At 45.7% G+C, this 14,341-nt stretch carries 13 protein-coding genes; 8 read left to right on the top strand and 5 right to left on the bottom strand.

The window, feature by feature from the left end; genetic code table 11:
- Positions 1-22 precede the first annotated feature (22 nt).
- From BUC05_RS12380 to BUC05_RS12365, 4 genes are all read left to right on the top strand, one after another.
- On the top strand, positions 23-1,381 hold the full coding sequence (locus tag BUC05_RS12380; RefSeq protein ID WP_011246064.1) for an ABC transporter substrate-binding protein: 1,359 nt from the start codon (positions 23-25) through the stop codon (positions 1,379-1,381).
- Complete coding sequence (locus BUC05_RS12375; protein ID WP_050749031.1) at positions 1,374-2,330, top strand: carbohydrate ABC transporter permease; 957 nt, start codon at positions 1,374-1,376, stop codon at positions 2,328-2,330. The genes BUC05_RS12380 and BUC05_RS12375 overlap by 8 nt, the downstream gene beginning before the upstream one ends.
- A complete protein-coding gene (locus BUC05_RS12370; protein ID WP_073304836.1) occupies positions 2,330-3,157 on the top strand; it encodes a carbohydrate ABC transporter permease in 828 nt (275 codons plus the stop codon). The genes BUC05_RS12375 and BUC05_RS12370 overlap by 1 nt, the downstream gene beginning before the upstream one ends.
- Before the next feature lie 98 nt (positions 3,158-3,255).
- A complete protein-coding gene (locus BUC05_RS12365; protein WP_041823696.1) occupies positions 3,256-3,444 on the top strand; it encodes a hypothetical protein in 189 nt (62 codons plus the stop codon).
- On the opposite strand, the gene BUC05_RS12360 is transcribed toward BUC05_RS12365, so the two are convergent.
- Entirely contained in the window at positions 3,441-3,974 is a 534-nt protein-coding gene (locus BUC05_RS12360) for a GNAT family N-acetyltransferase (protein ID WP_011246067.1), read from the bottom strand. The genes BUC05_RS12365 and BUC05_RS12360 overlap by 4 nt on opposite strands.
- A gap of 326 nt (positions 3,975-4,300) precedes the next feature.
- Between BUC05_RS12360 and BUC05_RS12355 the strand changes: the two genes are divergently transcribed.
- From BUC05_RS12355 to BUC05_RS12345, 3 genes are all read left to right on the top strand, one after another.
- The gene (locus tag BUC05_RS12355) at positions 4,301-4,708 is read left to right on the top strand and encodes a helix-turn-helix domain-containing protein (RefSeq protein ID WP_011246068.1); all 408 of its coding nucleotides are present in this window, start codon (positions 4,301-4,303) and stop codon (positions 4,706-4,708) included.
- A gap of 92 nt (positions 4,709-4,800) precedes the next feature.
- Positions 4,801-5,859, top strand: coding sequence for a tetraprenyl-beta-curcumene synthase family protein (locus tag BUC05_RS12350; RefSeq protein ID WP_073304834.1), 1,059 nt, complete (start codon positions 4,801-4,803; stop codon positions 5,857-5,859).
- 284 nt (positions 5,860-6,143) lie between these two features.
- Positions 6,144-7,745: a glutathione ABC transporter substrate-binding protein gene (locus BUC05_RS12345; protein ID WP_011246070.1), complete on the top strand. Its 1,602-nt coding sequence runs from the start codon at positions 6,144-6,146 to the stop codon at positions 7,743-7,745.
- 1 nt (position 7,746) lies between these two features.
- Here the strand turns inward: BUC05_RS12345 and BUC05_RS12340 are convergent, their stop codons facing one another.
- Complete coding sequence (locus tag BUC05_RS12340) at positions 7,747-8,628, bottom strand: LysR family transcriptional regulator (protein ID WP_011246071.1); 882 nt, start codon at positions 8,626-8,628, stop codon at positions 7,747-7,749.
- A gap of 97 nt (positions 8,629-8,725) precedes the next feature.
- On the opposite strand from BUC05_RS12340, the gene aroA reads away from it, so the two are divergent.
- Positions 8,726-10,066, top strand: coding sequence for a 3-phosphoshikimate 1-carboxyvinyltransferase (gene aroA, locus BUC05_RS12335; RefSeq protein WP_011246072.1), 1,341 nt, complete (start codon positions 8,726-8,728; stop codon positions 10,064-10,066).
- A gap of 48 nt (positions 10,067-10,114) precedes the next feature.
- On the opposite strand, the gene BUC05_RS12330 is transcribed toward aroA, so the two are convergent.
- From BUC05_RS12330 to BUC05_RS12320, 3 genes are all read right to left on the bottom strand, one after another.
- The gene (locus BUC05_RS12330; protein WP_011246073.1) at positions 10,115-11,083 is read right to left on the bottom strand and encodes a bile acid:sodium symporter family protein; all 969 of its coding nucleotides are present in this window, start codon (positions 11,081-11,083) and stop codon (positions 10,115-10,117) included.
- Positions 11,080-12,465, bottom strand: coding sequence for an FAD-binding oxidoreductase (locus BUC05_RS12325; protein ID WP_011246074.1), 1,386 nt, complete (start codon positions 12,463-12,465; stop codon positions 11,080-11,082). Before BUC05_RS12325 ends, BUC05_RS12330 begins: the two co-directional genes overlap by 4 nt.
- A gap of 200 nt (positions 12,466-12,665) precedes the next feature.
- Positions 12,666-14,285: a PAS domain-containing sensor histidine kinase gene (locus BUC05_RS12320; RefSeq protein WP_011246075.1), complete on the bottom strand. Its 1,620-nt coding sequence runs from the start codon at positions 14,283-14,285 to the stop codon at positions 12,666-12,668.
- Positions 14,286-14,341 lie beyond the last annotated feature (56 nt).

The raw sequence follows: 14,341 nt of genomic DNA, 5'->3' as shown, positions 1-14,341 counted from the left end.
TTTTAAAAAGGAGGAAAGGCCAATGAAAGGTCGGTTAAAGGACGCCTGTCATGTTGTCACGCTTCTAGCCGCCTTTAGTTGTTCCGGCTGCCTGTTTGCTTCTGTCGGCACCAATGACCCAGTAGAGCTGCGTTTTACCTACTGGGGTGGGCCGCTAGAGCGGGAAGCAGTTGAAACATTAATTTCCACATTTAATAACGAGCATCCAGGGATTCAAGTGAGGGCACAGCTTGTCCCGATTAATAGCTATGTGGAGAAAATGAATGTGATGGCTGCATCGAAAACACTTCCCGACGTTGGCTATTTTCCAGAAGGCAGCTTGTACCCGTGGGTGGAAAACGGCATGCTTCGGGATTTGACACCGTTGTTGACAGGAAACGAAGCAAACGAAAAGCTCGATTATACGCTATATCAGTTTCATGATGGGCCGATTGCTGGGGGCAGCGTTGCGAATGAAGTGATAAACATTTATTACAACAAACAATTGTTTGCAGAAGCGGGAGTAGAATTGCCGCCAACAAAGGCAGAAGAGGCATGGAGCTGGGATGAATTTGTTGAGGTTGCCAAAAGGCTCACTGTAGACCGGAACGGACGGAGGGCGAATGAGCCTGGCTTTGATGAGAACCGGATTGAAACATACGGCGTCAGCAATTTTACGGGGTGGATCGACTCGTTCTTATTCAGCAACGGCGGCGGTTTTGTTGATGAAACAGGCAAACAGTTGTTGATCGATCAATCTGAATCAATAGAAGTGCTGCAGCACGTTGCCGACTTAATGTATGTGCATCATGTTATGCCAAAGCCGTCGGATTTATCAACCGTTCCAGCGACAGACACGGCGCTTTTAACAAAGCGTGTCGCTATGGCCGTTGATGGCCAATGGGCGATGCAAGAACTTGGCCGGGCGAGTGTCGAAGACGGTTTGGATTTTGGCATCGGCGTGCTGCCGTATTTTGAACAACCAGCAACGACCAATTACGGCACGCCGATTGTGGCCTTTGAGACAGGGAAGGAAGGCGAGCATAGGCAAGCAGTCGATACGTTTTTAACATACATCATGGATCCGGAAAATGTGTTAATGCTTATTAATGAAGGGCTGTGGATGCCAAACGAAACAGCCTGGTATGAGGATCGTGAAAAAATAGAGCGTTGGATCGACACGCCGATTCATCCACCTGAATACGAAGAGGCAGTGATCGACTGGGCTAAAGACTATGTTGTCCAAAACCCGAATTATTTTTGGGATGATCGGCAAAAAGCAGGCGACATCATTTCACCTGCCCTAGACCAGCTATGGCTAAACAACAAAACAGCAGAGGAAGTCGTCCATGAAGACATTATGCCAAGGATGAAACGCCAGTTTGGCGATAAATATGAGTAGGGAGGGGGCAAATGTGGACATTGAACCGCTGAAACCGTCGATACGGGCAAGGAAAAAGGCGACCCGGTTTGCGAGAAAAGAGTATCTTGCTGGCTACCTGTTTACACTGCCGGCAATTTTGGGCTTGCTTGTGTGGACGATTGGCCCGATCATTGCCAGCTTGGTTTTGAGCTTCACCGATTACCAAGTGATCGCGGAAACCATCAATTGGATCGCTTTCGACAATTATATAACCATTTTCACGGAAGATCTTTATTTTAAACAAGCGCTTATCGTCACGCTGTACTTTGCGTTTGCCAGCACTGCTGCTACACTCGTCGCTGCCTTGTTGATCGCCTTGCTGATGAACATGAAGGTAAAAGGGCAAGGGCTGTGGCGGACGCTCTTTTATTTGCCTGTGCTTGTGCCGGCAGTGGCAGCGAATATTTTATGGATGTGGTTATTTAATCCAGAATTTGGCCTGCTCAATGGCATTCTCCGCTTCTTTGGGCTCCCTGCCTCTATGTGGATCTATGACGAGGCCTCGGTTATCCCATCGCTGATTTTGCTAAGCATATGGGGCTGCGGCGGCGCTGCCCTCATTTTTCTAGCTGGTCTCCAAGAAATCCCGAAAGACCAATTGGAAGCAGTCGAGTTGGATGGCGGAAATGCGTGGCATCAGTTCCGCTTTGTGACACTCCCTGCCATTTCGCCGATCATCTTTTTCAATTTGATTATGGGGCTCATCGGCGCATTTCAAACGTTTAACCAAGCCTACATTATGACAGAGGGAGGGCCCAATAATGCAAGTTTGTTTTATGTGTATCTAATCTATCGAGAAGCGTTTGTCCATAGCAATATGGGGTATGCAAGCGCGTTAGCGTGGATTTTGTTCCTTGTTGTCTCGTTGTTCACGGTGTTGATTTTTAAATGGGGCAAAGGCTGGGTTTTCTACGGAGGTGGCAAATAATGCGAAGTCGGGGCTGGAAAATCGCCGCTTATTGCTTGTTGCTTTTCGGAGCGGCTGTGTCGTTGCTGCCATTTTTCTGGATGGTACGAAGTGCGCTCATGACCTCTTCTGAAATTTTCCAATTTCCGCCGAAAATGTTGCCGGATCATTGGCTATGGAGCAATTTTATTGAAATTTTTGAAGTTGTCGAATTCGGTTTGTACGTGAAAAATACACTGTTTATCCTGATTCCTGTCCTAATCGGGACAGTGTTGACAAGTTGCATGTGCGGTTTTGGTTTTGCACGTCTTAAATTTCCAGGGAAAAATATTTGGTTTACACTTATTATTGCCACGATGATGCTTCCGCCTGCCGTCACATTAATTCCAACTTTTATGCTTTGGACGGAGCTTGGCGCCATTAATACGTATTGGCCTCTTGTGTTCCCAAGCTTTTTCGGCGGTGGCGGCTTCTTCATCTTTTTAATGAGGCAATTTTTTATGAGTATTCCCCGGGAATTAGACGAAGCGGCATTAATCGATGGCGCCAATTATGTGCAAATTTTTGTTTTCGTGCTCCTGCCCCTTGTCAAGCCTGCGCTACTAGTTGTTGCCTTTTTCACTTTCACGAATGTGTGGAATGACTTTTTCGGCCCATTGATTTACTTAAATGACGAATCATTGTTTACATTGGCACTCGGTCTTTTGCAGCTCCAAGGCACGTATACATCAGACTGGAATTTAATTATGGCTGCGGCTACTGCAATGACGTTGCCGGCAATTCTTGTTTTCTTTCTGGGGCAAAAATATTTTGTTGAAGGTGTTACGCTAACGGGCATCAAAGGATAGAAAAGGAAAATGATCAACGAATTAGAGGAGCCTTGGCAACTATGTCGAAGTCCGTAAACGGGCGTTTCACAAAAAAGTCCGCAAAGGGATGAAGCACAATGTTTCGGCATCATGTTTATTTTCTAAGCGCAGCGATTTGTCTGGCTGTTGCTGTTGGCTCACTTTTTCTGTTGGACAATCCGCTCTCATTCGCTGTCATTTTTGGCGGGTTGTGTATACTCAACATCGTTAGAGGCTGTTATCATTATCGAAGCGCAAGAAAACGAAAAAACAAAGAGTGGGCTTAAGCCCACTCTTCCTTTAATAAACTAAACAAATAAAGGTCAATATACCGGCCTTTTGCCTTTTCATACTGGCGCAAAAGCCCTTCATTTTGAAAGCCGATTTTCTCTAACAAGCCAATCGAGGCGCTGTTTTCCGGTTCGACTTTTGCTTCAATCCGATTTAATGCAAATGAAGCAAAGCCGACTTCCAACAATTTCATAAGCGCTTCCTTCATATAACCATGGCCCCAATAAGGTTCCCCTAATTCATAGCCAATTTCGCCTCTGTCATTGTCAGCATCAAGCTGGTTAAAGCCGCAAGTGCCGATCAGATCGCCTGTTTCAGCGAGGAAAATCGAATAGCGGTTTCCTTTCTTTTCTTTGCTTAGCTGTGCAAACATCTGAATGATGTCTTCTGCTTGTGTGACATCCGTTAACGGAATGATATTCATAAATTTTGTGACCGCCGGTGTTGACCAAATGGTGAACAGCTCGGGGGCATCTTTGTCTGCCAATTCCCGAAGGTAGAGGCGGTTTGTTTTCAATGAGTTCATTATGCCTAGCAGCTCCTTTATTAAAAAATAGTATTAGAAAAGGCAACTTAGGCTATCTGGCATCGTTCACCTCGCTTTTTGTCCTTTTAACAGTATAGCGTAGTCAGAAGGAGCGAGCAAACCCAATAGGAAGTTTGGAAAGTAGAAAAATAGCTCATAATAAATCGAAAACGATGTTTTGTGATCACACTGGGGTTGAACATAGCATAATTCGCTATGTAAAACGGCTGTAAACAGGTTTTTAACTGATCGTGGTCATTAATAAACGGCAAGTAGCGTACACGATGATGTTAGATTTGCTATCATAGGGGGTGAGGTGAGCAAACATGCATTCTTTTGGAAGTAAACTGAAACAGCTCCGTGAAGAACAAGGGTTTTCACAAGAACAATTGGCGAAAGAATTGAACGTTTCGAGGCAAGCCGTATGGAAATGGGAGACAGACAAAGGTTTGCCAGACATTCAAAATATTGTCCGCCTAAGTGAATTATTCGACGTTTCGACTGATTATTTATTAAAGGAGAGCGAGCTAATAGCGGAACCCACTCCGAGTAGGAAATGGGACAGCGAACAAGACATTGGTTTTTATTTAGGGATGATTCTAATTTTAATTGGCGCTTTGGCATTTGAAGGGAGCACTTCATGGATTTTGATATCGTTTGGGTTAGCCTTTCTCATATTTTTTGATGATCTGCTCATTTCAATAAAGCGTTTCTTTTCTAATCGTGACAATTAAATGAGAGTGAGTGCTTCTGAGAGGAATTGCTTCCTTTGATATGGTAAAGTTAAAGCAGCGGACTTTCTTGCCTTGTTGAAGGAGGAATACATATGGGCACAGTGCCTGCCAACCCATTTAAAATTATACAATTAGCTTTTAAGGAAACCGTGCCAAAAGCGCATGCCGAGCTGCAAAAATGGCATCAAGAAGCATTAAAAATCGACGATGTTGAGATTCGAGAGCAAGCCGCTTGGACGGTCAATGATAAAACGTTTCATTGTGAAGGTGGCAGCATTTTTGCATTGCTGGCAGGAGAAAATAAGGACAACCATATTCAATTTTTAGTTGCCTACCAAACGATTTGTGATTATCTTGATACACTTTGTGACAAAAATGATGCCCATGATCCAAATGATTTCCGTTCCATCCACCAAGCACTTTTAGACTGTTTGACGCCGGACAAACCCCATGGCGATTATTATCAGTATCGTGATCACTTTGAAGACAACGGGTATTTGCGGAAATTGGTCGATGCTTGCCGGGAAGCGACTGCTTCTTTTCCTGGATTTGCAGACATGCAAACGCATATGCAGGAAGTATCCCAGTTTTATATTGATTTTCAAGTATACAAGCATGTCGAGGAAGAAAAACGTGAGCCGTTATTAAAGGATTTTTATGAACGCAACAAACACTTTGCCCCGACGATGCGCTGGTATGAATTTGCTTGCGGAACAGCCTCGACCCTTGCATTATACTGTATGGCTGCTTATGCCGCTGCCCCTGTACAGACTGCTCAAGGCCAGCAAATAAAAGAGGCCTATTTTCCTTGGGTACAAGGCGTCCATATTCTGCTCGATTATTTTATTGATCAAGAAGAAGACCGCCAAGAAAACGAAATGAATTTTGTCGCTTATTATGGAGACAGCAAAGAGATGTTCGAGCGTTTTAAATACATTGATGAGAAGGCGACAGAAAAGCTGCAAATGCTTCCTGATAAAAAATTCCACTTGCTGTTGAAAACAGGACTGTACGCGCTCTATTTATCAGATAAAAAAGTTATGAGCCATCCTCGTTTGAAAGCAGAAGCAAAACAATTAATCAAACTAGGCGGTTTTCCAGCAAGCCTGTTTTATTACAACCGTTGGATTTTTAAACGTAAAATTTCATAATCAAGGGGCAAAAGTGTCGATATAGTCTACAAAATCCCAGACTGATAGAAAACGCTTGTCGGCCGAAGCGTGATCGTGCAGATTGAACGTGGGTTCATGAGCAGATGAACAGGTGGCAGCGAAGGATGCGAGCGTTTGTCTACAGTCTGGCCAGGGCGCTAACAGCACGTTGATATTGTTGGCGAGGCGAGAAATGATGGACTTCACCAAACCCTTTTATAAAAAGTCTAGTAATCTTATGGGAGATTAAGTATAATAGGGGAAACAACAAAAGAGGTGACATCATGTTTAAGAAAAACGCTTTATGGTTAGCGGTTGCAGCTTCTGCCATGCTTGTCGTGACTGCATGCTCAAACGACCCTGAACAAGCAGAAAATACAAGCGATGAGGCGGAAAACAGCGCAAGCGGGGCCGAGCTAACGATTGATTTGTCGTCTGATCCTGTTTCTCTCGACCCCCATGGGGCAAATGATGGGAATTCATTATATGTAATGGGAACTCTTTATAATAAGTTGGTTGAGTTTGATGAAAACAATGAGATTCAACCAAGCTTGGCGACAAGCCTTGAACAAATAGAAGATGATGTCTGGGAAGCAAAGTTGCGTGAAGACGTGACATTCCACGACGGCAGTGCATTTAATGCTGAAGTCGTTAAAGCCAACTTGGACCGTGTTCGCGACCCGGATCTAGGTTCCCCTGTTGCGTTTTTGTTTGATAAAATCACCGATGTTGAAGTCATCGATGAGTACACGGTTCATATCCATACAGACGGCCCATTTTCGCCGCTTCCGTCCCATTTAGCTCACCCAGCTGGTGGAATGATTAGCAAAGAAGCGATTGACGCTGATTATGAAGCAATCGAAAACGGCGAACCTGCTTTTTCATACGTAGATGCACATCCGATCGGCACTGGTTTTTTTGAATTGGACAGCCGTACATCAGGCGAATCGGTCTCTGTAACCCGGAATGAAGATTACTGGGACAAGGGCAATCTTGCTAAAGCAAGCGGGATTACCTTTAAAACGGTTCCAGAGGAAGCCACGCGAATTGCTGAGTTGCAAGGCGATGTAGCGGATATTATTTACCCAGTTAACCCGAGCAGCATTTCGGAAATTGAGTCTGCCGAAAACACGACTGTGAAACAGTCCCCGAGCTCGAACTTGACTTATCTAGGCTTTAACACTGAAGTTGAACCGTTTACGGATAAGCGAGTACGCCAAGCCATTAATATGGCGATTGACAAAGACAGCATTATTAACGGCTTATTGGACGGCGTTGCTGAACCGGCGATTGGGCCACTTGCTCCTACTGTTACAGGTTACAGCCAAAACATCGATACGTTCGAATACGACCAAGAAGAAGCGCGGCAGCTACTGGCAGAAGCAGGCTACGAAGACGGTTTTGATGCGACATTAACTGTCAACAGCAGCACTGCCTCATTAGTTGATTTGGCTACCTACTTGCAAGCCCAACTTGAAGAAATTGGCATTCATGTTTCCGTTAATCCGGTTGAGAGTGCTACGTATTTGGAAATGACCGGCGATGGCGAGACGGAAATGTTTATCGGCACATGGGGAACCGTAACTGTCGATGCCGATTATGGCTTGTACCCGATGTTCCATTCGTCCAACTTTGGCGCCCCTGGCAACAGAACGTTCTTTGCCAATGAGCAATTAGACGATTTGCTAGAGCAAGCGCGTAAAGAGACGGATGAACAAAAGCGTTTGGCCCTTTATGAAGAAGCGCAAAACGTGTTGGCCGAGGAAGCGCCAGTCGTCAATTTGTACCACTCTGTGTTATTGGCCGGCATGGGCGATGACATTGAAGGGTTCTGGCAATATCCAGCAAGTATTTTCTATTTACGTGATACGGAAAAAGTCGAGTAATTTAATTGGCTAGTAAATGGCTATAAAAGCGGCGCGCTGCGATTGACAGTGGCGCTGCTTTTTTTGTAATGAGCGCGATTTCCCTAGTAGGGATGGCTATATCAACCGGGATTTCGACTAACTCGCCTTGCTCAAGTTCCTTTTTGATCAGCTCTTTAGCAACAAAGCCAATTCCCATGCCAAGCTTGGCGCACTCAATTAGCAGTTCAATGCTCCCGACTTCCAACTCTGGAGAAAACGTTTGCCCCTGTTGTTGGAATAAACGCTCAAGAAAAGAGCGAGTGCTGCTCCCTGCTGAAAAAGAGACAAGCGGGTAGCGGGTAAGCTCCGTTAATGAATGGGTACCGTTATGAAGCGTTTTGTATGTTGGACTAGCACAAAAGAGGCAAGTAGTCGATGTAAAAGGGGTTATTTCCACGTCCTTCTCGTTAATAGGCAAGTGCACAATCCCTATGTCGATTCGCCCTTGCTCTAATTTTTTCATAATGTCTGGCGTCGAGCCATGCTGGAACTTAATATCAAGTTTTGGCCAACGTTTCAAGAAAGAGGGAACCCGTGGCAACAAATAATGTTTGCAAATCGAGTCGCTGCTAGCAATGGTAATTGATCCACTTTCAAGCGCTTTCAATGATTGGAGGTGCCGTTCGCCTGTTTCAATATGGGCAAATGCTTGCTTGATGTACGAGTAAAGCACATTGCCTTCAGTGGTTAAAAAGACCCCTTTTGAGTGCCGAATAAAGAGCGACACGCCTAGTTGAGTTTCCAATTGTTTAATGGCGTGGCTGACACTAGGCTGTGTAATAAATAGAGAGGAAGCGGCTTTGCTAAAGTTTTGTTCTTTGGCCGTTGTATAAAAAATGCGGTAATGCTCTAAATTTGTCATAAATATCACCTATGTCATCGATTAATAATATTGATTTCATTTATATCATTTCTGTCATTAAAATAAAAGGAAGAACGAAAACAAAGGAGATTGGACCATGGTTCAGTTTGATTCACAAGCACGTAGCCCTTGGACGCCTTTAGCAGGCGTCGAACGCCTCCGTTTAACGCCGAGCCAAAAAAGAATAAACGCTACGTTAGAAGTGCCTGGAAGCAAAAGTGCAACAAATCGCGCATTGCTGTTAGCAGCAGTTGCGTCAGGCACTTCTACATTAAGGAATGCGTTAAAAAGCGATGACACGTATTGGTGCATCGAGGCGCTAAAAAAAACGGGGGTAGAAATTGCGGTAGATGGAAGCAATGTGACTGTCTATGGGAGAGGAGGGGTGTTTCATTCTGGCTCCCTTTATATTGGTTCAGCTGGAACAGCAGGACGTTTTTTGCCTGGAATGTTGGCAGCAGCAACGGGAAACTGGCATGTGGAAGCGAGTCACAGCATGAACAAACGCCCGATTGCTCCTTTGGTAAAAACATTACAGGCATTAGGGGCAAACATTCAGTATGGAAGCCGTAGGGGCCATTATCCCCTTTCCATATCTGGTGAAGGGTTGAACGGGGGAAAAGTGAACATGAGCGGCCAGCTGTCCAGCCAATTTATTAGCGGCTGTTTATTGGCGGCCCCATTGGCGAAAAACCCTGTCTCGATCACTGTTAAAGATGGGATTGTCCAACAGGCGTATGTGCGAATCACAATCGACTTGATGGCAGCTTTTGGGGTCGAAGTGAAAGCAGCGCCTGATTGGAGCTTGCTTGAAGTGAACCCTTCCCCTTATGTCGCAAACGACATCGCGATTGAAGCGGATGCCTCAACAGCTTGTTACTTTCTTGCCCTTGCCGCAATCACAGCAGGGAAAATCCGTATACGCCATTTTTCGACGAAAACAAGCCAGCCAGATATTCTGTTTGTCTCTATCCTGAAACGAATGGGATGCAACTTTGAAATCGGACCATCGTTTGTTGAAGGAGAAGGACCTACTCGTTTAAGGGGTGGATTTACCGTTAACATGAATGAGTTATCCGATCAAGCCTTAACGCTTGCCGCAATCTCTCCTTTTGCTGACGGTCCAATTGCCATCGAAGGGGTTGGCCATATCCGACACCATGAATGTGATCGCATTCGCGCAATTTGCACAGAGTTAAGCCGCTTAGGTATCCGTGTCGAGGAAAGGCATGATGGATTAACGGTTTATCCAGGCCAGCCGAAGCCAACTGTTGTAAACACTTACGATGACCACCGTATGGCGATGGCACTTGCTCTGATTGGCGCAAAAGTAGATGGAATCGAACTAGACGACCCAGGCTGCGTTGCCAAAACATGCCCCTCTTATTTTTCCATGCTTGCCCAAACAGGAATAGGGGTAAAAGCCGTTTCTCCTTAAGCAGCCAACTCATGGAAAAACCCGCCGCAACATGCGGCGGGTTTTTCGTCAAGAAGCTCTTTTTTTATTTAGTGGTGATGTGGCCTCTGGTGGCAGTGGCCGTTTTGACCAGTATGTGGCAAGGATAGGTCCAGAAATGTTGTGCCAAGCAGCGGCGAGTACACTTGGTATGGCAGCCAATGGTGTAAAATGGGCAGTGGCCAAGGCGACGCCAAGACCGGAATTTTGCATGCCGACTTCAATCGAAATCGCACGACGCTGGCTGGCCGGCAAACGGAAAGCGAGAGCTGCTATAAAGCCTAGTGCGAGGCCGGCGGCATTATGGAGCATCACGGCAACAAAGCTAATCAAGCCTGCTTGGATCAAGCTGCCAGTGTTGGCGGCAACCACCGCTGATAAGATCGCGAGAATGGCAAGCACAGAGACAAGAGGCATCGCCACAGATGTTTTTGCTGCGACTTTTGGCAAGAAACGGTTAATCAATAATCCGGCGATAACGGGAATGACAATGACTTGAACAATCATCGTAAACATGTCGACGAAATTGACTGGCAGCCATTGGCCAGCTAACAAATAAAGCAAAGCCGGTGTAGCGATTGGCGCCAATAACGTTGACATTGACGTCATTGTAATTGAAAGGGGCAAATCGCCTTTAGCTAAATAAACCATGACATTAGATGCGGTGCCCCCAGGGACGGAGCCAAGCAGCACAAGGCCAGCCGCGAGTTCTGGCGGCAGTTGCAGCAAATAAGCAATCATGAAAGCCGTAAAGGGCATGATCGTGAATTGGGCCACAAGGCCAAGCAAAACAGGGAGTGGGCGTGTGGCAACAAGTTTAAAGTCAACTGGCTTTAACGTCATTCCCATTCCGAGCATGACGACGCCAAGCAAAATCGGTACATACGCGTTAATTGGGATAAATATTTCTGGAACAAGAAAAGCGGTGATAGCCGCTGCAATAACAAGCAATGCAAAATATTTTCCGGCAAAAGAACTAAGCCGTTCAATCCACTTCATACAACATCCTCCGTCTTTGTGTACAACAATTTATTAGGGTTCATTCGGTTTTCAGGGTCAAGGGCATGTTTGATCGATTGCATCACACCAAGCGCAGGCCCATGTTCTTGTACTTGGTACTTCAGTTTGCCTATGCCTACGCCATGCTCGCCTGTGCACGTGCCACCGCGCGCAAGTGCGTCATTGACAATCGCTTCATTTAAGCGGTTAGCCGCTTCGATCTCATCAGCATTAGCTGGGTCAATCATTATCAAAACGTGGTAATTGCCATCGCCAACATGGCCAATGATGCCTCCTTCAAAAGGAGAGCGAGTGACCGCGTTTCGAGCTGTGCGAATCGCGTCTGCCAGTTGTGAAATGGGGACACATACGTCTGTCACCATCAGCTTTCGTCCAGGGGCGCTGTGCACGTAAGCATATGCCAAGTTGTGCCGCGCTTCCCATAGCTTATTGCGGGCTGCTGTATCGGTTTCAAAAGCAAAGGCTTCGCAACCGTAGTCGGCCACCATTTCTTTTGTAAAGGCCACGTCTTGTTTGAGTCCTGCTTCATTGCCATGAAATTCAAGAAAAAGTGTAGGCTTTTGGCTATAAGCAGTATCGCTAAAGGCATTGACTTTAGCAATGGAAGGTTCATCTACTAACTCGACGCGGGCAATCGGAATGCCGGCTTGTAAAATCGCGACAACGGCGGCTACTGCATCGTCTAACGTCCGAAAGGCCGCGCGCCCAGCTACAATATGTTCAGGAATGCCGTGGACACGTAACGTCAATTCTGTAAAGCAGCCAAGAGTGCCCTCTGATCCTACAAACAATCCGTTTAAATGGTAGCCTGAGGATGACTTGGCTGCAAGATTGCCAGTTCGGATAATCGTACCGTCAGCTAAAACGACTTCCAAGTCACGGACTTGATCCCGCATAATGCCGTACCGCACAGAAGTTGTGCCGCTGGCATTGGTGGCAGCCATGCCGCCAAGTGTCGCGTTTGCGCCAGGATCGACTGGAAAAAACAGTCCATATTTCTTTAATTCCTGGTTGAGTTGAGAACGGGTTACCCCTGGCTGAACCGTTACAAGGAAATCTTTTTCTTTGACAGCGATGATGTTATTCATTTCTGAAAAATCGATTGAGACGCCGCCTTCGTACGGTATCGCATGGCCTTCTAAACTTGTGCCGAGGCCAAATGAATAGATAGGCGCGGAAAATGATTGAGCTATTTGTATAATGGCTTGCACATCTTCAGTGCATGTGGGATATGCGACCACTTCAGGTTTGCTTGGCGTATGGTAGGATTCGTCCTTGCTATGAAGCGCAAGGGCCGTTTCATTGATTGTCACTTTTTGAGTCCCTAAATGGGCTTGCAATGCCTCGGCCAACTCAGACATGCATCATCCCCCTTTTCTGTTCGAATGTTGCGACGTTTGAAAGCTAAAACGATTCGTCCAATAATGGCAGATTATATCACGTTACGGTGGCCCTGTATAGATAAAAAAACCTGCTGTTATCGGCAGGCCACTGAGTGATGCTGCTAGACGAAGAGCAGCTTTATGCGGTGTTTCCAATCTATGTTTTCTTCAGAATTGCTTTATTGTACTTTCGGCAAAGCAATGAAAACCGTTGTACCGGTTCCTAGCTCACTCTTATACTGAATCGCGCCATGGTGGGCCTCAACAATTTTATGGCTGATCGTTAGCCCAAGCCCTGTTCCTCGTTCTTTTTGCGAATAAAAAGGTTCGCCGAGTCTTTCAATCCGGTCGGCACTGATGCCGCAGCCATTGTCTTCCACAGCCACGCAGATTTGCGTGCCGCTAGGGAATGCTCTTACAACAATGGCGCTCGCTCCTGACTCTGCCGCATTTTTCACGACATTAATAAACAGCTGTTTTAACTGGTTAGGGTCGCACTCAAGAGATAGCCCTTCTTCTGCTTGAAGAGACAGAGTCGCCCCATTAAGCTGTGAATTTGTCCCCATTAACTGAATGACGTCCCCTAAGACTTGCCGGAGGTTGCATCTTTGAAAGGCGACTTCTTGGGGGCGCGACAAAACGAGCAATTCGCTCGCAATCGTATTAATGCGTTCTAATTCATCGAGCATAATCCGATGAAGGGGGTTATTTTCCTTGCTTTCATCCTGGAAAAGTTGGACAAATCCTCTAAGGGATGTTAGTGGGTTGCGGATTTCGTGTGCTATCCCAGCTGCTAATTCGCCAACGACTGCCAACTTTTCCGTCGTACGAAGCTTTTCTTCTGTTTCTATTATTTTTGTAATATTGGTGGCGTAACCTGTAATGCCAACCAATTCATTATCGATGATGATCGGAACCGATGCACAGTTGACAATGACACGGTCGCCATAGCGGTGGTTAATCCGGACTTGGTTGCATTGGTGTGCTTTCCGTGTCAATTTGACTTGCTCTAATTTCCAGCGCAACCGCTCGTGGTCATCTGGCTGGACGTAAGTGAGAATTGATTTGCCAAGTGCGTCCTCTTGATTGTAACCAGTTACTTGCATAAATTTATCATTTAAATCCACAATGTTCCCGTGCAAATCAATTCTGTACACTAGCTCAGGATTATGGTCGAATAAAGCTTTGTAACGCAGCTCGCTTTCTGCAAGTTGTTTCTCTGCTTTTTTCCGTTCTGTTATATCACGGCCAATGACAACAAGCCCTTTTCGTTTCCCGTTTTCATCATAAATGGGCGTTTTAATTGTATCAAACGTCTTTTTTGTTCCATCTTTCATCGGAAAAACTTCTTCGGTTCTTGTCGTTTCTCCTCTTTCCCACGTTAAGTTGTCCGTGTGCTCGCAATAAAGCAACGGCTCGCGGCTTGCCTTGCTATAAGCCGCAAGTTCTGAATCTTTCTTTCCACGGTAGTCCACATTTTCAAGCTGGTAAAGTTTAAGGCCATAGTCATTGGTTTGAATCCAACGTCCTTCGCCGTCCTTAAAGTTAACAAAGTCAACCATTGAGTTAATCAATGTATCGATTTTTTCCTTTTCCTCTTCCGACTCCTGTAGCTTTTCGGTTTTGCTGATTAAGAGATAAATAAATACACTAGAGACAAGGACAAACACGATGCCTTTCATTCCTTGGAAAAGCGGCATGACTTCTTGGTCGAAAGCAAGAAGCACGAGGTCAGACCCCACTACCCATACTAAGCTACAAAATAAATAGAGCAATAAAATTTTCGTTCTCTGTTTCATAAGAGCCTCCGGCCGTAGTAGTCTTCCCGCATCCCTGAAGGCAACGTAACATCTCA

Origin of the sequence: Shouchella rhizosphaerae, assembly GCF_900142675.1 — a bacterium.
In the GTDB taxonomy this organism is placed as follows: Bacteria; Bacillota; Bacilli; order Bacillales; family Bacillaceae_D; genus Shouchella; species Shouchella rhizosphaerae.
Note: the sequence above shows the minus strand (reverse complement) of the source record. Positions and strands in the feature narration are given on the sequence as shown.